The sequence below is a fragment of the Methylosinus sp. KRF6 genome (assembly GCF_018887255.1).
In the GTDB taxonomy this organism is placed as follows: domain Bacteria; phylum Pseudomonadota; class Alphaproteobacteria; order Rhizobiales; family Beijerinckiaceae; genus Methylosinus; species Methylosinus sporium.
This window is the reverse complement of sequence record NZ_JAHLJF010000001.1, coordinates 3,631,787-3,649,880: the sequence shown is the minus strand read 5'-3', so window position 1 is coordinate 3,649,880 and position 18,094 is coordinate 3,631,787. Positions and strand designations below refer to the sequence as shown.

The following is an 18,094-nucleotide window of genomic DNA, read 5'->3' as shown; positions in this document are numbered from 1 at the left end:
CCGAGACATCGCTCGATCAGCTCATCCGCGAAATGGTCGACGCCGATCTCGAGCGACTGAAGCATCAGGCGAACGCCTGAGGGCGCGCGAGCGTCCATTCGGGGATCGGCGATGGCCGGATCGAAGAACGAGCAGCGAGACGGCGTGGCTCTGTCCTCGGACAGCCTCGCCGCTTTCGTTTCTACGAAGGGCGCGGAGCTGCGATCGCTGCGCACGCGCGACGGCGTGGATTATCTCTGGAGCGGCGAAGAGATCTGGCCCAAGCATAGTCCGCTGCTGTTTCCCATCGTCGGCCGGCTGGCGCAGGACCGCTATGAGCATCGCGGCGAGAGCTATGCGATGGTCAAGCACGGATTCGCGCGCGACAGCCTGTTCGAGATCGTCGAGGCCTCGCCGCATTCGGCGCGTTTCGCCTTGCGCGCCAACGACGCGACGCGCGCGGTTTTCCCTTTCGAATTTCTGCTCGAGGTGGAATTCGCCCTCGACGGCGCGCGTCTCGACATTCGCCATGGCGTGACCAATCTCGGCGACGCGGACATGTATTTTTCCATCGGCGCGCATCCGGCCTTTCGCTGGCCGCTCGGCGACGCCGCCAAGGATCAGAGCCGCATAAATTTCGAGCGCCATGAGCCGGCGCCGATCCGCAAGCTCGCCGGCGGGCTTCTCGGCCGCATGAAGAATTCGCCGGTCGAGGGGCGCACGCTGCCACTGCGTGAGGAGCTGTTCGCCGATGACGCGATCATCTTCGACACTCTGGCGAGCGAGAGCCTCGTCTATTGCTGCGGCAGCGGGCGATCCGTCGCGATCGAATGGGAAGGCTTCCGGCATCTCGGCCTATGGTCCAAGCAGGGCGCGAATTTTCTCTGCATCGAGCCGTGGCATGGCTATGATTCGCCGGTCGGCTTTTGCGGCCCGCTCGAGGAGAAGCCCGGGATCGCCTGCGCGCGTCCGGGCGAGACGCTCGATTTCACGCTGCGCATAGAGGTCGGGTGAAGATCATGGGCGTCGCCAAGCGCCATGCGATAAAGCTGCTTCGCCGCGCGGTCGGTCTTCCGACAGGCGATCTCGACATCGTCGGTCGCCTCGACGGATTCGAGAATGACGTCGTTCACGGCTGGGCCCATTGGCCGAGACAAAAGGGACGCCGCGTGATCGTCGATATTTTCGCAGGCGACGTCTTCGTCTGCGAGAGAGCGGCGGATATGCTGCGAGACGATCTCGCCGCCAATGGCATAGGCGACGGCCGCCATGGCTTCGACGTGAAAATCCCTCCGGCTTTTTCGCGCGGAGCAAAGACGCGGATTCGCGTGCGCCCCGTCACGGATGCGCCGCTCGAGCTGACCGCGAGCGACGAGCGCGCGCTTTTTGCGCGCCGCATCAGCCGTGACGACTATCTTCGCGCGACTTTCGCCGAGGCTTTCGACAGTGAGCGAGAGCGCGCTGCGCCAGCCGCGCCGCAGCCGTCGCAGAAGACGGAGCTTCTATTCGCGCCGACGCCCGTCTCTTCGCCACCGCCTGTTCTCGGCGAGGCGCTCTGCGCCTATCTCGACCAGAATCGCTACAAATGGGACCTCGCCGATAAATTCGACGCGACCCTCTCGATCGCCGATCGCGAGGCTTTTCTCGCGCATTATGTCGAGTTCTACGGCCGCGCGCGGCGCCCTTTGCGCATCCCGCTCTCGGCGCGCGACATAGAATTTCTCAATGAAGGCCCCACTCCGCAGGAGCGCCTCGCGCCGAGCCGGGCGATGCGCCTTTTCGCCCAGACGCCGGGCGAAGACGCGCGCGACGACGAGCGGCTCGCGGCGATTTTCCGCTGGGCCGCTTTCGGCGCCGCGGCTTTCAATGTCGAGGACTGCCTCATCGCCTCCGCGCATGAGGACGCGCTGCGACATTGCGACGACGCCGATATTCCTTTCCCGCTCTCCACTTTCATGAAGCGTTTTCTCGACGCGCATCCGATGCTGCGCGGCGCGAATGTCGCACGAGAGAGCGAGCGGCGCGCCGCCTATTTCGCCATTCTGCTGTTCGCAGCGCGGGCGCCGCATTATCTACGCTTCGTTCCGGCCGATTGGCTCGCGGCTTATCTGTCGCCGCGCGCCGGCGCCGCGCCCTTCGAGGACGAATCCCGCCGCCTCTTCGGCGCCGGCGGCGTCACCATCGCGCGCTGGCGCGCCGCGATCGACGCGCTCGGCTATGACGACGAAGCGAAGCGCTTTCGCACGCGCACGCCTTCGGGGCATCGCGCGCATTCCGCGGCCCTGCCGGCGCCGGCGGGCGAGACGGTCGATATCCAGCTCATCGGCCCGTTCAGCCGACAGCTCGGCATAGCGGACAGCTGCCGCGCGCTCGCCGCCGCGCTCCAGCAGCTCGATTATTCCGTTCGGCTCTGCGACTTCACGCTCGATTATCCCAATCGCATTCGCGCCGACGCCGTGCCTCTGCCGACTTCGCCGGCGCGCGCGAAGATCAATATTCTTCACCTCAATCTCGAAGAGCTGCCGAGCGCCATCGCCTATCTGCCGGATATATGGTCGCAGGGTCGGCTCGTCGGCTTTCCCTATCTCGAAATGCCGACGCCGCATCCGGCGCAAATGCTCGGCCTCGCGCTCGTCGACGAGCTCTGGTCCGCATCGGATTTCACGACGCAGGCGCTCGCCGGCCATAGGCCCTGCCATACGGTCGGCACATCGGCGCGCCCGGCGCGCAGGCGCGGACGAGGCGCAGCGCGCGCGCGCGTCTACGAGGATATAGCGGGCGCGGATGATTTCGTCTTTCTCGCTTCCTGCGACGCGCTCTCCGGCGCCTTTCGCAAAAATCCGCTCGGGACGATACGCGCCTTTCTCGCGGCCTTTCCGAACGATGCGAAGGTCAAGCTCGTCATCAAGACGCATAGCGTCGACCGCGTGCGGGCGGAGCGCGAGACGAATGTGTGGCGCTCCATTCGCAATATCGTCGCGGAATGCGAGCGCGTCCTGCTCATCGATCGCATTCTCGACGACGACGAGCAGATGGCGCTGATCGAAGGCGCCGATTGCTATGTCTCTCTGCATCGCGCCGAAGGCTTCGGCTATCATATGCTGGAGGCGATGGCGTTGGAGACGCCGGTGATCGCGACCGCCTATTCCGGCAATATGGGTTTTTGCGACGAGCAAACGGCCTTTCTCATTCCCTATCGGCTCATTCCCGTCGGCCCCGGCGAATATCCGCGCACGCGCGGCGATCAGCTGTGGGCGGAGCCGGATTTCACGGCCGCCGTCGACGCGATGCGCGCCGTGTTCGGCGATCGCGATTTGCGGGAGCGCAAGGTCGCGGCGGCTCGCGTGATCGCGGAGACGCAATTTTCGACCGAGGCCTTCGCCCGCCGCCTCGACGCGCGCATCGAGGACATATTGTCGCGACGTCGATGAGCGATAGAGTGTTTTCGAGCGAAGTGGGAACCGGTTCGCGTGAAGAAAACGCGACACAACGGAAAAATCGAGAGTCATTCCGGTTCGATCTGCCGGTTCGATCTGAACCGGAATGACTCTCGCGCGGCTCAATAGCCGCGCGCCGAGCCCGCCGCGGAGCGCGGATCATTGACGCCGATCATCTCGCCGTCTCTGATCTCTATCGCCTCCGATGCGCCGAAAGGCGCGTGATCCTCGATTTTATGTCCCATCGCCTCGAGCCGCCGCCGCGTCTCCTCCGAGAGCGCGCCCGGCTCGGCCAGCACGACATCCGGCAGCCATTGATGATGAAGGCGCGGCGCGGCCACCGCCTGCGCCAGCGACATATGATGATCGATCACATTGAGCGCCGTCTGCAGCGTCACCGAAATGATGCGCGGCCCATTGGGGCTGCCGAGAACCAGCGCGACCTTGCCGTCCTTCATCACAATGGTCGGCGACATGGAGGAGAGCGGCCTTTTGCCGGGCGCGATGGCGTTGGCGCTTCCCTGCACCAGGCCGAAGCCATTGGCGGCGCCGGGCGCGGCGGAGAAATCATCCATCTCGTCATTGAGCAGCACGCCCGTCTCCGGCGCCATGACCTGCGCGCCGAAATAGCCGTTGAGCGTATAGGTGACGGAAACCGCGCCGCCCTCGCCGTCGACGATGGAATAATGCGTCGTCTCCAAGCGCTCGCGCGGCGCGGCGCCTTGCGCGAGATCGGTGGAGCGCGTCGCATGATCGGCGGCGATCTTCGCGCGCTGCGCCTCCGCATAGGATCGCGCGGTGAGACGCGCGACCGGATTGCTCACGAAGTCGGGATCGCCGAGCGAATTGTTGCGATCGAAGAAGGCGCGACGTTCCGCCTCGATGAGAAGATGCGAGGATTGCGGCGTGTGAAAGCCGAGCGCGGCGAGATCATAGCCCTCGAGAATGGTCAATATTTCGCACAGCGCGACGCCGCCGGAACTCGGCGGCGCGGAAGAATAGACATCATAGCCACGATAGGCGCAATGAATCGGCGAGCGCTCCATGACGTCATAGAGCGCGAAATCCTGCGCCGCGATCACGCCCTTTTCCGCCTGCGCGGCGCGCTCGATCGCCTGCGGAACGCGCCCTTCATAAAAGGCGCGCGGCCCCTGCGCGGCGATCTCGCGCAACAGACGCGCGAGATCGCTCTGAATCAGCCGATCGCCGGCCTGCAAAGGCGAGCCGTCCGCGCGGGAAAAGATTTTCGCAGCGGCGGGACTGTCCTTCAGCCGCGTCGCCGCGCGAATGAGACGAATGTCGGCCTCGTCGAGAACAAAGCCGCGCTCGGCGAGCGCGATCGCCGGCGCGATGATTTTCTCGCGCGGCAGGCGGCCGTATTTGGCGTGGGCGGTCTCCAGCCCCATCACCGTTCCGGGAACCGCCACGGCGCGATAGCCGATGCGGCTCGCCTGCGGATCGACCGCGCCTTTCGCGTCGAGAAACATATCGGCGGTCGCCGCCATGGGCGCCGTCTCGCGAAAATCGAGAAAGCGCTCGCCCTGCCCCGGCAGATGGGCCAGCAGAAAGCCGCCGCCGCCGAGATTGCCGCAGCAAGGATAGGCGACGGCGAGCGCATAGCCGACGGCGGCGGCGGCGTCGATGGCGTTGCCGCCCGCCTTCAATATGTCGAGCCCTATGTCGCTGGCCAGATGATGCTCGCTCACCACCATGCCGCGCCGCCCGCTCGCGACGGGCTCGGCGGCGGCGGCGAAGGCGAGAAGGGAGAAGCCGAGAGCAACAATAGATCGCATTCGCGCATCGCTCATTTTTCGCTGCCTATTCCCGCCGGCGGGCCGATGAGCACGTAGCCGCGGCTGCGTCCTTCATTGCCGGCGTCGATCGTGTTCATCGCGTCGAAGAGATCGGCCGCCGCGACCCACACGGGCGGATATTTGTAGCGCGCGACATCGAGCAGCAGAAAGCGATCCGTCTTGGCGTCATAGGCGGCGAGCGGCGAAATGTGCCCGCTGCGCGTCTGGCCGAGCGCAGCGCGCTGATAATTGACGACGACATGCCGCCGCTTGCGCGAGAGCTGCTCGATCGCGCTGGCGCGAAACTCCGCCAGCGAGCTCTGCGCCGCATGAGTGACCTTCGCCTCGAGGCCGAAGCTGGCGACGAGGCCGCCGAACTCGTCCAGCGTCATGCCCCGGCGCAGAATGTTCTCCTGCTTCACCACCGCCTCGGTCCTCTCGCTGAACAGATTGTCCTGCGAGAAGCTCCCCTGCCCCTCGCCGCCGGCGGGCGCGGGAATGTCGAGCGCATTGAGCAGCATCGCCAGAGTGGCGACGCCGCAGAAGGAGCCGTTCTTCTGCGTGACGAATTCCGAGGAGAGCGGCCAATAGGCCTCGCGCGCCTCCGATTCGAGAAACCATTCGCGCCCCTGCGCGCTGCGCAGATCGACGAGATTGTTCGAAAGCGGCAGCCGTTCCGCCAGCGCCGGCGAGACTGCGGCGGCGATCGCGCAAAAGAGAAGCGCGAGAACAGCGGCCGAGCGCCGCCGCGAGATCGACGTCTTCGTCATTTCGCCCCCGGGAAGGCGCGCCGTCGTGATAGACGGCCGCGCTGCGACAGAATAGCGGCGCGCGAGGCGCCATGCAATTTTTGTCCCGCAAAGGCGGCTTTATTGCGCCTCGAGCGCGGCCAGAAGGCTCGCCTGATCCGGCGCCGCGGCGACGTGCACATTGGCGCAACCGGCGGCGCGCAGCACACGCGCGACATCCTCCGACAGCGCGAAATGCGTGACGCGCGCGCGAAGCATGGCCGGGACGCCGGCCGCATCCGCCAGAGCGAGGAAGATCGATGCGCTGCGCGCCGAATAATGCAGCGCAGCCTCCATTTCGCCGGCCGCCAGAGCGGCGCGGGCCTCTTCCCCGAGAGAGGAGGCGGCGCGCGCCTCATAGGTCTCGACCACTGTCGCCGCATGGCCGCGCGCGCGCAAAAAGCTCTCGAGATCGTCCTTGCGGTCGTGGCCGGCGAGATAGAGGAAACGCGCCGGCGCCGGAAAGCGCTCGCCGAGCAGACGAGTCAGCGCCGCCACATCGGGCGCGCTCGCCTCCACCTGCGCGCCGCGCGCGGACAGCGCCGCCGCCGTCTTGCCGCCGACGACGAAAAAAGGCGCGCTCGAGGCCGCGAGCCCTTCGACGAATTGGATCGCGCGGGCGCTGGTCGCCAGAACCGCGTCGAAAGTCTCGGTCGGGATCGGCGCGCCCGTGGCGGCGATCTCCAGAACCGGCGCGATCAGCGGCGCAAAGCCGCGCCGCCGCAATTCTTCCGCCGTGCGCTCGGCGTCCTCTCTCGCCCGCGTGACGAGAACGCGCCTCATGTGAGACCCGCGACTCCATTGGGCAGGCGCAGCAAAATCTCATTGGCGGCGGCGTCGCCGATCAGCGCCGCGTCCATGGACGGCCCGCGCCGACGCGCCTCATAAACCGCAGAGCCATCCGCCCGCAGCGCCATGCCGTGGAATTCGATCTCCTCGCCAATGAGCTTCGCATGGGCGGCGATGGGCGTGCGGCAGGAGCCGTCCAGCACGGTGAGAAAGGCGCGCTCGGCGGCGAGCGCGGCGGCGGTCGCCGGATCGAGAATGGCGGCCAGAGCCTCGCGGACACGCGCATCGCCGGCGCGCTTGGTGACGGCTATGGCGCCCTGCCCGGCGGCAGGAAGAAAATCCTCTATCGGCAGAATGGCGGTGGCGTGGCGCTCGAGGCCGAGCCGCTTGAGCCCGGCGAGCGCCAGCAGCGTGCCGTCCACCTCGCCGCTTTCCACCTTGCGCAGCCTGGTCTCGACATTGCCGCGCAGCAGCACGAGGGAGACATCCGGCCGCAGCCGCTTCACCTGCGCGCCGCGCCGCAGCGAGGCCGTGCCCACCACGGCGCCCTCGGGCAGCGCGTCGAGCGTCGCGCCTTTGCGGCCGATCCAGGCGTCGCGCACATCCTCGCGCGGCAGATATCCGGCGATGGCGATTTCCGGCGGCAGATGCGTCGGCAAATCCTTGGAGGAATGCACGGCGAGATCGATGCGCCCCTCGATGAGGGCGACGTCCAACTCCTTGGTGAACAGCCCTTTGCCGCCCGATTCCGAGAGCGGCCGGTCCTGGATCATGTCCCCCGTGGTGCGGATGACCTCGATCGGCAGCGTCTCCGCCTCGAGGCCGAGCGCCGCGGCCAGCAAGGCCCGCAGCTGCCGCGTCTGCGCCAGAGCGAGTGGGCTGCCGCGTGTGCCGATGCGCAATCGTGTGGTCGTCATAGCCTCGTCCGCCGTGGGAATTGTCGAGGCGGACTATAGGGAAAAGCAGCCGGGCTACAAGCGGGCGGTAGGGAGGAGTTACTGGGAGGCCACGGGAGGGGGCATTCAGGCGGGAACGTTTTAACCCCAACCTAAACGGGTAAACAACGATCTCTCTGCTGGCAAGACCAAACGATCATCCCAATTGATCGTTTTTGTTCTCGGCTTTTTTGAGCCATCCGGCGCCACAATCAAGAGTTCGCCTTCATCGCGAAGGAACGCAATCTGACGACTAAGAATGTCGGAGGTAACTGGTGTATCATTGCAGTTCCCTGCAAACAGATCCTCGACGACGAGTCCCGTACCGTCACGGTTCGCTGCATGGATCATGCGGGGAAGCTGTTCCAAGACGGCCGCTTCCGAGCGCTTCATCGCGTCATCGTCGAACATAAAAGACATAACTTCCTGCCGGAGATCTTTCGACGGATCGAAACCGAGCGCACGGAATCCAGCGCCACCGTGATGTTGAAAATGGTTTTTTAGCCGCCAGTGCAGCTTTCCCATCTCATCTCGAGCCTGCCGATGATTTGAAAGATGCAACAACCAGTATGATCGATGCGCCCCCACCGAATGGATAAAGAAAGGTGTGTAAAATCGAGCTCCTGTCCGGCTTTGGACATGGCGATATAGACCGTTTTGGATTAGGTGGCGCCACCCTGCTTGGGTCTTCAGTTCGGTCAACGCCCGAACGTCCTCGCGATCAAGATCGATATTCAAGAGCGCTTGCGCGTCTGCTGTCTTCACGGACAAGAAGTCGATAAGGGCATCGACAGCGAATGTCAGCAGGATTTCGGGATTTTTCAGCGTGGCCAGGATCGAACGGATCGTTTGGAGTCGAACGTCGCTCCAACCATACTGGTCCAGAAAAAATAGGGAGCGATTTGCGGAACCCTTATTCCGAATGTGGGCAATCAAGTTGCCGCTGACGTCCTCGAACAGGGCTTCATGGACGAAAATGTTCTTTCCGAGACGGGAGGCGTAGCCGCGCTTCTCAAGCAAGTCTCGGAGAAAGGCCACATGGTAGGGGTTGGCATCGACAAAGAAGAAATCTGCCTTAACGTCAAAGCCTTTCGCACGGGCCGAGTTCAGCTCCCTTTCTACGTTCTCAACAGCTGCCAACAAACGTAGTGGCGAGCCATCTACTTCGGCAGCGCCTCTTCGATAGAGTCCGCCGCCGCTGAAGCCATCAACGATGGTCAGATTGAGCATCGTCTGGCTCGGGTTGCGCGTTAGCCGTTCGATATAAATCTTGATGTATTGTTCGAAGATATCGTGTTTCGCAACGCTGTGAGCGCCAAGATCAGGAAGCGACTCTCCTATTCTCCAGTCATAGCCCATCGCGTAGAATGCTCCGTTCCTTGTCGCCAAATTCGCAGAACTCTATTACGGAAACGCTTCGACGCGATACGCAGCACTCTAAACCAACTTATTACTGAATAATACGGCGAAACTAACTTTGTTTACGTCAGAAATATTTTTGGCTGGACGCTCCAGATGGGCGTTCAGAGTGAGACGGAAGCGTTCGGAACTTCGTCCCAAACCTTGTCACGATATACGCGTCCGTTGGCCTTTTTGGAACGACGTTTATTGTCTTTTCCCCACGCCCCCCACTGCTTGAAAAAAAATGCTGTGTTGTACGTCGCACAACTATCGAAGATTTCGTCAATCCACTCCTCGCGGATTGGGCGAGCCCACCTCCCGCTCTCTCCGCCGACGATTGCCCAGTGAATCTCATGCAGATCGACAGCTCCCAGCGAGCCTATCAGCGGCTCAAACGAAATAAAGCGAATTGCCGCTGGCACGGCGCGGAGATAATCGATGCGCTCGGCGACCTCAGCATTCTCCACACTCGTGCCCAACCATACGTTTGGCAGAACTTCGCCGATCTTGGAGCGAACAAGGGCGCCCATTCGTTCTGGGCGTTTGGTGAGGATTTGATAATGGTGGCGTGGAGTCGCGCGCATTACCTCCCACACTTTCAGAATGAAAGTGTCTGTCACACGTTCGTGAAACAGGTCAGACATCGAGTTTACGAAAATTTTTCGTGGCTTCTTCCAGCTCAATGGAATACCCAACGAAACTTCATCTTCGCGCACGATTCCGTTCCAAATCGCTCGCTTTCCACTGTGCCGAGTAAGTCCCCTATACTTCGGTACGCCCATCGCTTTAAGACGACTTGCCATCTCCATGGCATAGCAATTCGTGCAACCTGCGCTGACGAGAGAACAGCCTGCAACCGGATTCCAGGTCGCGTCCGTCCACTCAATTTGAGTCTCAGCCATGACCGTCCCTTCATCACACTGTTGATGACGTCGATCTTTGATCGCGGTCAATAGCAGTTCGACGGTTAATAGCGAGTTCGGACGGGACCACTACGAGCTTCAGGGCATGAACCACCCTCCTTGACACATCCTGAAAATTTTCCTATATCCCTCCCACTCCTGCCCACAAAGGGCGCGCTCCTCGGGTCGTGGAGCGCGGGCGGGCGGCGGCTCCATCCGGGATGGCGCCCCCCCGTCGATGGACAGGCAGCGCGTGTCGCCGGGCGGCGTTCTTCTCCCGTCCATAGGGAGAAAAAAGATCGACATCCGCCGCCACGCGGCAAAGGCGCCGCCGCCGGCGTCGCGCGCCCGGACAGGCCTGCAAATCGGCGCGAACTTAACCGCGCCTTAACTGCGATCGCATACACCAAAATCCAGCGCGGCGAGTCGAATGAGCGTCCCCGCGCGAGGCGTGCATCTCATGTTCCCCACCGAATTTCAGCGTCTCGTTCTCCCGCGTCTCGCCGTTCCGCTGCTCGGCGGATTGCTGCTCGCCGCGGCCCAGGGCGGCGCCCGCGCCGTCGAAGCGCCGAAGAATGTCTATTTGATTTCCGGCCACGAAGGCTATGGCGTCGTCGAATGCATCACGCAGAAGAAAGATTGCGGGAAGATCGTCGCCGACAGCTGGTGCGAGTCGCACGGCCACGGCCCCGCGGTGGCCTTCGGCCGCGCCGACGACGTGACCTCCGCGATCGGTCCGGCCTCGGCGCGCCGGCCGCTGACGGCGGAGGCCGCCGTCGTCTCTTGCCAGGACTGACGCGGCAAGAATCGCCGCCGTCGCCGCGACCGGGAGCGGGCGGGCGCAGGCCCGCCGGCCGCTCATTTCTTCAGAAATTCGCCGCATTGCGCGACATCGCCCGCGCCCCAGGGCTGAATCGGCACGCCGGAGGTGGAATTCTCCGGCGAGCCTTCGATCAGCCGGTCGGAATAGGCCATATAGACCAGCGCATTGCGCTTGGCGTCGCAGCCGCGCACGATATGCAGCCGCTTCCACAGCGCCGAGCGGCGCTCGCTGAACACTTCGTCGCCCTGGCCGAATTTCTCCTTGAATTTCACCGGCCCGTATTGGCGGCAGGAGAGCGACACGTCGGAGGTCTGCTCCGCCACGCCGAACATTCCCGCGACGCCGCCCTTCTCATGCACCGTGTAATAGCAGGCGATTCCGTCGACATCGGGGTCGTCGAGCACATAGGTCGCCAGCTTGTCGTTCGGGGTCAGCAGCTTGAAGTCCGTGGACTTGCGGAAAATGAGGTCCGGCCCGTCGGCGCGGGCGGGCGCCGCGCCCGCAATGGCGAAAAGCCCCGTGGCGAGGAGAGCGGACAGGACGAATTTGGACGGCTTCATAAGTGCGTTCCTCCAGAGCGCCGGGAAATTCCCTCGACAAATGTCGTGATGCGCCTTGTTCGCGACAAGAAGCTCGCGACAATCGCGAGCCGATTGATCGGGCGGGCGATATGCCCGATATGGTCTCGAGCTCGACGGTTTCGGATTCGCCGGCCTCCGGCGCCCCGCTTTTCGAATCGCGTGATATAGGACCAATGTCGGCGAAACATATCACCAATGGGACGCCTTCGCGGAAGGGGCCTTTGCCGCGGAAGGGGCCTTTGCGCCGCCTCTCGGGCGCGCTGGTCGCGCTCGCCATGCTGTTCTCCTCGCAGGCGATGGCGCAATCGGCCTATTGCGACAATCTGCGCGCGCAGATCGCCGCCGCCGGCAATAGCGCCGGCTCGGCCCGCTATCGCGCCGCCGCGGCGACCCAGCAGAAAGAGATCGACCGCACCGTCGCCTATGGGCGTTCCATCGGCTGCGATCGGCAGCAATTCCTCTTTTTCGGCAATGCGCCGCCGCCGCAATGCGGCGCGATCAACAGCCGCGTCGCGCAGATGCGCGCCAATCTCGCCTCGCTCCATCAGGCGTCCGGCGAGGGCCAGCGGCAGGCGCTGCAGGCGCGTTTCGATCAGCAGTGCCGGCAGCAGCCGGTGCGCGTCGCCTCGCGCCAGCGCAATATTTTCGAGGAGCTGTTCGGCGCCCAGGAGGAGGAGCCGACGCCCGTCCGCGAGCTCCCCATGTCGCCGCAGGATCGCGACTTGGACGAGAATGGCGCGCCGTTCGCGCGCGGCGGCTCCATGGCGGTCTGCGTGCGCGCCTGCGACGGCGGCTTTTTCCCGGTGAGCTATTCGGCGCGGCGCGCCAATCTCGCCGATCTCGCCGAGCTGTGCCGGACGCAATGTCCCAATCTCGAAGTGGCGCTCTACACACGCTCGCCCTCGCGCGACATGGAGACCGCCGTGTCGATGGACGGCGAAGCCTATGCCGACCATCCCAATGCGCTGAAATACACCAAGAGCTATGATCCGACCTGCTCCTGCCGGCCGCCCGGCCGCAGCTGGGCGGAAACGCTCGCCGAGGCCGAGCGACTGCTGGCCGAGCGCAACAAGGACGATCTCGTCGTCTCGGCGGAAAAGGCGGAGGAGATGTCGCGGCCGGTCATCGCGCGCACGGCGCGCGGCGCGGTCTCGCCCAATCTTCCCGCCACGGAGGCGACGCAGCCGGAGAAGCGCCCGGTCGACGCGCATGAGACGACGCGCGAGATCGTCGGCGCCGACGGCGTCAAGAAGCGCGTCCGCGTCATCGCGCCGACCTTGTGATCTCGGCCTCTGGATTCGTTTCCCGCTCATAGAGCGTCCAGGCGAATCCCGAGAGGCCCGAGGCCGGGAAATAGCCGCGGCGCAGGAAGACCGTGCGGCAATCCTGCGGCCCGGCGGAGCGCCGCTCCGCATGGTCGGCGCGTGAATCCGGCAGATCGACCACCAGCAGGAAGGCCGGCGGGCTCGCGCACCATTCGGCGAGAGAGACGGCCGTCGCGACGACGCCGAGCTTGCGGGCGTGATAGGCGACGACCGCCTTGGTCTCGCCGCGGGCGAAATCGACCGCGTAACGCGCCTCTTTCCGCTCGGCCATGATCCTCACCGCATCGGCGTAATGGCCGCGGCCGAAGCGGTAGAAATCGGCGAGCTGGACGGCCCCGCCGATGGCGAAAGCGCCGAGCAGGATCGCCGCCGCCCGGCGCCGCCGCGCGCCGGCGCGCCAGAGAGCGGCGCAGCCTTCGGCGGCGAGCAGAGCCAGGCCGATCGCCGCGGTCGAGTGAAAGCGCGGATATTGCTGGCTCGGCAGGCCGGCGGCGATATGCAGCAGCGGCAAGCCGAAGACGGCGATGGCCGGGAAAACCCGCCGCTCCGCCGGCAGAACCGCCAGCAGGCCGAGGGCGAGCAGGCCCGCGGCGCCGAGAAGGGCGAAATCATCGACGCCGCGCGGAAAGCCCAGCGTCGCCCGCGCCATTCCGCCGACGCCCTCGGCGAAGATCGCCGGGCTCAGCGGAACCATAGCCCCGACCTGAAAATCCGGCGCCAGCGCGCCATAGGCGAAGCAAAACAGCGCCGGAAGGCTGGCGAGCCCGGCGACCGCCCCTATCGCGACCGCTCGGCCGAGACCGCAGCGGCGAAAGCGCAGCAACGCCGTGAGCGCCAGCGCGCCGCTCGCCTCGATCATGGTGAGATGGGAAAAGGTCCCGAAGCCGATCGCCGCCGCCAGCGCCAGCAGACGCCGCCGAGAGGCGCCCTCGGCCAGAATGGCGTCCACGAGACTATAGGCCAGCAGCACGGCGAGCGTCATGCCGGCATAGCCGCGCGCCTCCGAGCCGTAATGGACGAAGAAATAGGAGGTCGCGAAGACGAAGGCGGCCAAAAGGCCGGCGGCGTCGCAATAGCGGCGGCTCGCGGCCGCGGCGGCGGGAATGGCCAGCGTCCCGAACGCGACCGCGGCCAGCCGCATCAGCGGAACCGGCGCGTTCGGCCCGATGAAATAGAGCCAGGCGGAATTGGCGACGTGATTATTGTCGTGATGCAGGCCGATGAAGATATCGCCGAAGGAATGCGCCCGCTCGAGCAGGTTCAGCGTCCAGATTTCATCGAGCCAGAGATCGCCCTGCGCGGCGTAGAGGCGCAGAGCGGCGCCGAGCAGGGTGAGGGCGATGAGCGCGTAACGAAAGGCCCCGAGGCTCCCTCCCTCACCCTCCCCCGCTTCGCGGGAGAGGGTGGCGGCGACGTTACGCGAAACGTCGATGACGCGCGGAATCTGCTCCCTCTCCCGCAAAGCGGGGGAGGGTTGGGGAGGGAGCGCAACTTCGGTTTCGCATCGCATCGGCGACACGGTCGCACAAAGCCGTCAACGAAAGCTCACGCCTCCGCCCTCAGCGGTCGCATCAGCAGCGCCTCTATCGCCTGATCGACGCCGATCGCGCCCGACAGGATCGCATCCACCGCTTCGGCGATCGGCATTTCGACGCCGCGCTCCTTGGCCATGGCGACGAGGGCGGAGGCGGTGAAGGCGCCCTCGGCGAGCTTGCCATGGGCGGCCTCGAGCGGCGCCTCGCCGCGTCCCAGCGCCGCGCCCAGCGCGAAATTGCGTGATTGCGCCGAGCCGCAGGTGAGCACCAGATCGCCGAGGCCGGAGAGGCCCATCAAAGTCTCCTGATTGACGCCATAGGCGCGGCCGAGGCGTGTCAGCTCGGCGAAGCCGCGCGCGATCAGCGCGGCGCCGGCGCTGGCGCCGAGCGCCCTGCCCGCCGCCATGCCGCTGGCGATGGCGAGAACATTCTTCGCCGCGCCGCCGATCTCGACGCCCAGCACATCGGTGGAACGATAAAGGCGGAAGGCGCGCGTCGACAATGTCTCGCACAGGCGCTTGGCCAGAACCTCGTCGCGCGCGGCGAGCGTCACCGCCGTCGGCAGCCCGCGGCAGACATCGGCGGCAAAGCTCGGGCCGGAGAGAATGGCGATCTGCGCCTGCGGCAATTCCTGCGCCGCCACCTCGCTCATGAAGCAGCGCGTGCCGCGCTCTATGCCTTTGGAGCAGACGATGAAAGCCGTTCCCGGCGCGAGAATGTCGCGAAAGCGCCGCGCCACTTCGCGCATCGCCTGCGCCGGAACGACGGAGAGCACGACGCCGGCGCCCGCCACGGCCGAAAGATCGGCGTGAGGCGCGACGCCTGCCGCCAGCGGCAGGCCCGGCAGATAGGCGCGGTTCTCGCGGTCGCGCGAGAGAGCGGCGATATGGGCGGGATCATGGCCCCAGAGCACGACGCCCGTGCGTCCGGTCGCGGCCACATTGGCGAGCGCCGTGCCCCAGGCGCCGGCGCCCAGCACGGCGATCTTCTCCTCGCTGCTCATCGCATCCCGATCTTCTGATTGTCCGAACGCGCCCATAGCCGCTCGAAAGTCTCCTCGAATTGCGCGACCGCGGCCGGGCTCTCGATCAATATGAGGTCATTGTCCTGGAATTCGGCGCCCGAGACGGAAAAATTGGCCGAGCCGCTGCGCAGCATCCGCCCGTCCACTTGATAGGACTTCAAATGCATGAGGTCGCGCGAGCGGCCCTTGCGCTTGATCTGCATGTTGCGCGCCGCGGCTATGGCCTCTATGGCCGGGCTGAGGCCGCCGCGCTCCTCGCCATCGATATAGATGCGCACGCGCACGCCGCGCATGGCTGCGGCGCCGAGAGCCGAGATCACCGCGCGATCGGTGAGAACATAGGCGGCCATGTCGATGGATTTTCGCGCGCCGCCGATGAGCCGCAGATCGAGATCCTCGAAGCCGGCGCGCGGCCCGTAGAAAACGCGCACGCCGACGGCGAGCGGCTCCTGCGATAGCAGGCCGCCGGGCTGCGACGGAACCGAGAAGGTCGCCGCCGCGGCCAGCAAGAGCCGCTTCATCTCACCCGCCCAGCCGAAGGCATGGCCCGCTCACGCCTTGCCGTGGTGCAGCGAGCCGGCGTTGGCGTCGAGCGGCCAGCGCGGGCGGGCGGCGAAGGTCAGATCATCGGTCATGCCGCGCGCAAAGCGCTCGAGCCCGGCCCAGGCCACCACGGCGCCATTGTCGGAGCACAGGCCCGGCGGCGGCGAGACGAAGCGCAAGCCGGTCTCGGCGCACAGACGCGTGAGCGCGCGGCGGATCGCGCCATTGGCGCCGACGCCGCCGCCGATGACGAGGCCATTGGGCTGGCCGCCACTCTGCGTGAAGATGCGCAGGCCGGAGCGCACGCGATCGACCAGAACGTCGACGATCGCCGCCTGGAAGGAGGCGGCGAGATCGGCGACGTCGCGCTCGGTCGGCGTTCCGATCCGAGCGATCTCCTGGCGCACCGCGGTCTTGAGGCCGGAGAGCGAGAAATCCGCCCCCTCGCGGCCGAACATGGGACGCGGAAAATCGAAACGGGCCGGATCGCCCTCCTCCGCCAAACGCTCGATATGCGGGCCGCCTGGATAGGGAAGGCCGAGCATTTTCGCGACCTTGTCGAAGGCCTCGCCGGCCGCGTCGTCGACTGTGGAGCCGAGCCGCTTATAATCGCCGACGCCCAATACGGCGACGAGCTGCGTATGGCCGCCGGAAACCAGAAGGGCGAGATAGGGGAAATCCAGCCGCTCGGTCAGCCGGCCGGTGAGCGCATGGGCCTCGAGGTGATTGACGGCGATGAAGGGCTTGTCGGCCGCGAGCGCCAGCGCCTTGGCCGCGGTGAGGCCGACGAGAATGCCGCCGATGAGGCCCGGGCCGGCGGAGGCCGCTATGGCGTCGACGCCGGCGATATCGGTTCCCGCCGTATCCAGCGCACGGACAATCAGCCGCTCCAGCACATCGATATGGGCGCGGGCGGCGATCTCCGGCACCACGCCGCCGTAGGCCGCGTGCTGGGCGATCTGGCTCATCACCTCATTGGAGAGAATGTCCCCGCCATCGCCGCCGATGCGCGAGGCCACGACGGCGACCGCCGTCTCGTCGCAGGTGGTTTCAATGCCGAGAACGCGCATGGACGGGTCCTTGAACGCCAGCGCGCGAATCGCGGCGCCGACGGGAGCGAAAACAGGCGCCAACCTATAGGCGCGCGGGCAGGCAAAGCAAATCGCCCCCGACCGTGTCTATTTTTTGAAAAAAGCGTCGGCGGCGGCGAGCGAGGCCGCCTTGGCGGCGCGCGCCCGCTCCAGCCGCTCGATCTCGTCGCGCAGCAGCGCGATGCGCGCGTCGAACTCCGCGACGGAGAGCGCGTCCAGCGGCTGGCCGATTTCGTGGGAAGCGGTCTTGCCGCTGCCCGGCCCCGAGCGCGGGCGGTCGTCTTGCTCCGTCATGGTCGCGGCTCTTTCGTCGTCTCTTGCGTCTCGGAGAAGCGAGCTTCGCGTCAATCCGGCTCGTCGGCGACGCCGCCGCGCAGATCGCCCGGCGTCACGAAACGCTCGAGATGGCCGGCGCCTTCGCCGACCAGCGCCCAATCCTCGGCGTCGAAATCCAGCACGGCCAGCGCCGCGGTCGGATATTTGGAGCGCATTCTGGTGAGCGCCTCGGGCTCGCCGTCGGCGGCGAGGGCGGAGGCGAGTTCGGCGAAGCCGGGATTATGGCCGATGGCGAGCAGAGTGGAGATTTCGGCCGGCGTCTGCCGCACGGCGTCCAGCAGGCGGTCGGGCGTCGCCAGATAGAATTCGTCGTCCAGCCGGCGCTCGACCTCGCGCGGAAACGCCTCCAGAGCGAGGTCCAGCGTCCGCTTGGCGCGGCGCGCGTCGGAAGCGACGGCGAAATCCGGCGCCAGCCCGGCCTCGGCCAGATAGCGGCCGACGGAGCGGGCGTCCTCCTCGCCGCGCTTGGTCAGCGGCCGCTGGCGGTCGCCCCCCGCGGAATGGGCGTCGGCTTTGGCGTGGCGCAGCAAGATGAGACGTCGCATCATTCGTTCGGTCCGATCGCTAAGACGGCGGCCCGGAGCAGGAGCGCCCCGAGTGGCACAATTTTCCTGAAATCGCTACGTCGGCGCGCCGGAGCCTGTCCGGCCAAAAATCACTCTTTGCCGATCATAGCGAAAGTTTCGCGACGCGGCGCGCCCATATGGGCGGCGCCGAGCGCCGGTCCAGCGAGCGAATTGCCGCGGCGATCCGCTCGCGCGCGAGGTTTTCGAAGCGTCTCTGTTGCGCTATAGCATTTTCCCCGATGGCGC

At 65.7% G+C, this 18,094-nt stretch carries 17 protein-coding genes; 4 read left to right on the top strand and 13 right to left on the bottom strand.

The features are described from left to right. Positions 1-111 precede the first annotated feature (111 nt). Entirely contained in the window at positions 112-993 is an 882-nt protein-coding gene (locus KP010_RS17375) for an aldose 1-epimerase family protein (protein WP_142862316.1), read from the top strand. 5 nt (positions 994-998) lie between these two features. After that, positions 999-3,410 (top strand): glycosyltransferase, encoded by a 2,412-nt coding sequence (locus tag KP010_RS17370; RefSeq protein ID WP_246659783.1) that lies wholly within the window; start codon positions 999-1,001, stop codon positions 3,408-3,410. 128 nt (positions 3,411-3,538) lie between these two features. On the opposite strand, the gene ggt is transcribed toward KP010_RS17370, so the two are convergent. The 6 genes from ggt to KP010_RS17340 all read right to left on the bottom strand — a co-directional run bounded on the left by ggt (position 3,539) and on the right by KP010_RS17340 (position 10,024). Continuing rightward, complete coding sequence (ggt, locus tag KP010_RS17365) at positions 3,539-5,209, bottom strand: gamma-glutamyltransferase (protein ID WP_210244279.1); 1,671 nt, start codon at positions 5,207-5,209, stop codon at positions 3,539-3,541. A gap of 11 nt (positions 5,210-5,220) precedes the next feature. Further along, on the bottom strand, positions 5,221-5,979 hold the full coding sequence (locus KP010_RS17360; RefSeq protein WP_142862313.1) for a phytochelatin synthase family protein: 759 nt from the start codon (positions 5,977-5,979) through the stop codon (positions 5,221-5,223). 99 nt (positions 5,980-6,078) lie between these two features. Further along, positions 6,079-6,780: a uroporphyrinogen-III synthase gene (locus KP010_RS17355; protein ID WP_142862312.1), complete on the bottom strand. Its 702-nt coding sequence runs from the start codon at positions 6,778-6,780 to the stop codon at positions 6,079-6,081. Then, on the bottom strand, positions 6,777-7,703 hold the full coding sequence (gene hemC / locus KP010_RS17350; protein WP_142862311.1) for a hydroxymethylbilane synthase: 927 nt from the start codon (positions 7,701-7,703) through the stop codon (positions 6,777-6,779). The genes KP010_RS17355 and hemC overlap by 4 nt, the downstream gene beginning before the upstream one ends. A 120-nt stretch (positions 7,704-7,823) precedes the next feature. Further along, positions 7,824-9,080 carry a three-Cys-motif partner protein TcmP gene (locus KP010_RS17345; RefSeq protein ID WP_142862310.1) on the bottom strand — a complete coding sequence of 419 codons (1,257 nt, stop codon included), beginning with the start codon at positions 9,078-9,080 and terminating at the stop codon, positions 7,824-7,826. 164 nt (positions 9,081-9,244) lie between these two features. After that, positions 9,245-10,024, bottom strand: coding sequence for a phage Gp37/Gp68 family protein (locus tag KP010_RS17340; protein ID WP_142862334.1), 780 nt, complete (start codon positions 10,022-10,024; stop codon positions 9,245-9,247). Between the two features lie 430 nt (positions 10,025-10,454). Between KP010_RS17340 and KP010_RS17335 the strand changes: the two genes are divergently transcribed. Continuing rightward, on the top strand, positions 10,455-10,820 hold the full coding sequence (locus KP010_RS17335) for a hypothetical protein (protein ID WP_244594774.1): 366 nt from the start codon (positions 10,455-10,457) through the stop codon (positions 10,818-10,820). A 62-nt stretch (positions 10,821-10,882) separates the two neighbouring features. Here the strand turns inward: KP010_RS17335 and KP010_RS17330 are convergent, their stop codons facing one another. Beyond that, positions 10,883-11,407 (bottom strand): CreA family protein, encoded by a 525-nt coding sequence (locus tag KP010_RS17330; RefSeq protein WP_108918476.1) that lies wholly within the window; start codon positions 11,405-11,407, stop codon positions 10,883-10,885. A gap of 260 nt (positions 11,408-11,667) precedes the next feature. Between KP010_RS17330 and KP010_RS17325 the strand changes: the two genes are divergently transcribed. Continuing rightward, positions 11,668-12,711, top strand: coding sequence for a DUF2865 domain-containing protein (locus KP010_RS17325; RefSeq protein ID WP_246659780.1), 1,044 nt, complete (start codon positions 11,668-11,670; stop codon positions 12,709-12,711). On the opposite strand, the gene KP010_RS17320 is transcribed toward KP010_RS17325, so the two are convergent. The 6 genes from KP010_RS17320 to KP010_RS17295 all read right to left on the bottom strand — a co-directional run bounded on the left by KP010_RS17320 (position 12,692) and on the right by KP010_RS17295 (position 17,830). Further along, positions 12,692-14,263 (bottom strand): hypothetical protein, encoded by a 1,572-nt coding sequence (locus tag KP010_RS17320; RefSeq protein ID WP_142862308.1) that lies wholly within the window; start codon positions 14,261-14,263, stop codon positions 12,692-12,694. The two genes, KP010_RS17325 and KP010_RS17320, sit on opposite strands and share 20 nt — an antisense overlap. Positions 14,264-14,298: 35 nt before the next feature. Continuing rightward, positions 14,299-15,291 carry an NAD(P)H-dependent glycerol-3-phosphate dehydrogenase gene (locus KP010_RS17315; RefSeq protein ID WP_142862307.1) on the bottom strand — a complete coding sequence of 331 codons (993 nt, stop codon included), beginning with the start codon at positions 15,289-15,291 and terminating at the stop codon, positions 14,299-14,301. Then, positions 15,288-15,833, bottom strand: coding sequence for a phospholipase D-like domain-containing protein (locus KP010_RS17310; RefSeq protein WP_142862306.1), 546 nt, complete (start codon positions 15,831-15,833; stop codon positions 15,288-15,290). Before KP010_RS17310 ends, KP010_RS17315 begins: the two co-directional genes overlap by 4 nt. A gap of 30 nt (positions 15,834-15,863) precedes the next feature. Continuing rightward, positions 15,864-16,925: a tRNA (adenosine(37)-N6)-threonylcarbamoyltransferase complex transferase subunit TsaD gene (gene tsaD / locus KP010_RS17305; RefSeq protein ID WP_142862333.1), complete on the bottom strand. Its 1,062-nt coding sequence runs from the start codon at positions 16,923-16,925 to the stop codon at positions 15,864-15,866. A gap of 108 nt (positions 16,926-17,033) precedes the next feature. Next, on the bottom strand, positions 17,034-17,240 hold the full coding sequence (locus KP010_RS17300; protein ID WP_108918481.1) for a DUF1192 domain-containing protein: 207 nt from the start codon (positions 17,238-17,240) through the stop codon (positions 17,034-17,036). A gap of 50 nt (positions 17,241-17,290) precedes the next feature. Beyond that, the gene (locus tag KP010_RS17295; RefSeq protein ID WP_244594776.1) at positions 17,291-17,830 is read right to left on the bottom strand and encodes a histidine phosphatase family protein; all 540 of its coding nucleotides are present in this window, start codon (positions 17,828-17,830) and stop codon (positions 17,291-17,293) included. Positions 17,831-18,094 lie beyond the last annotated feature (264 nt).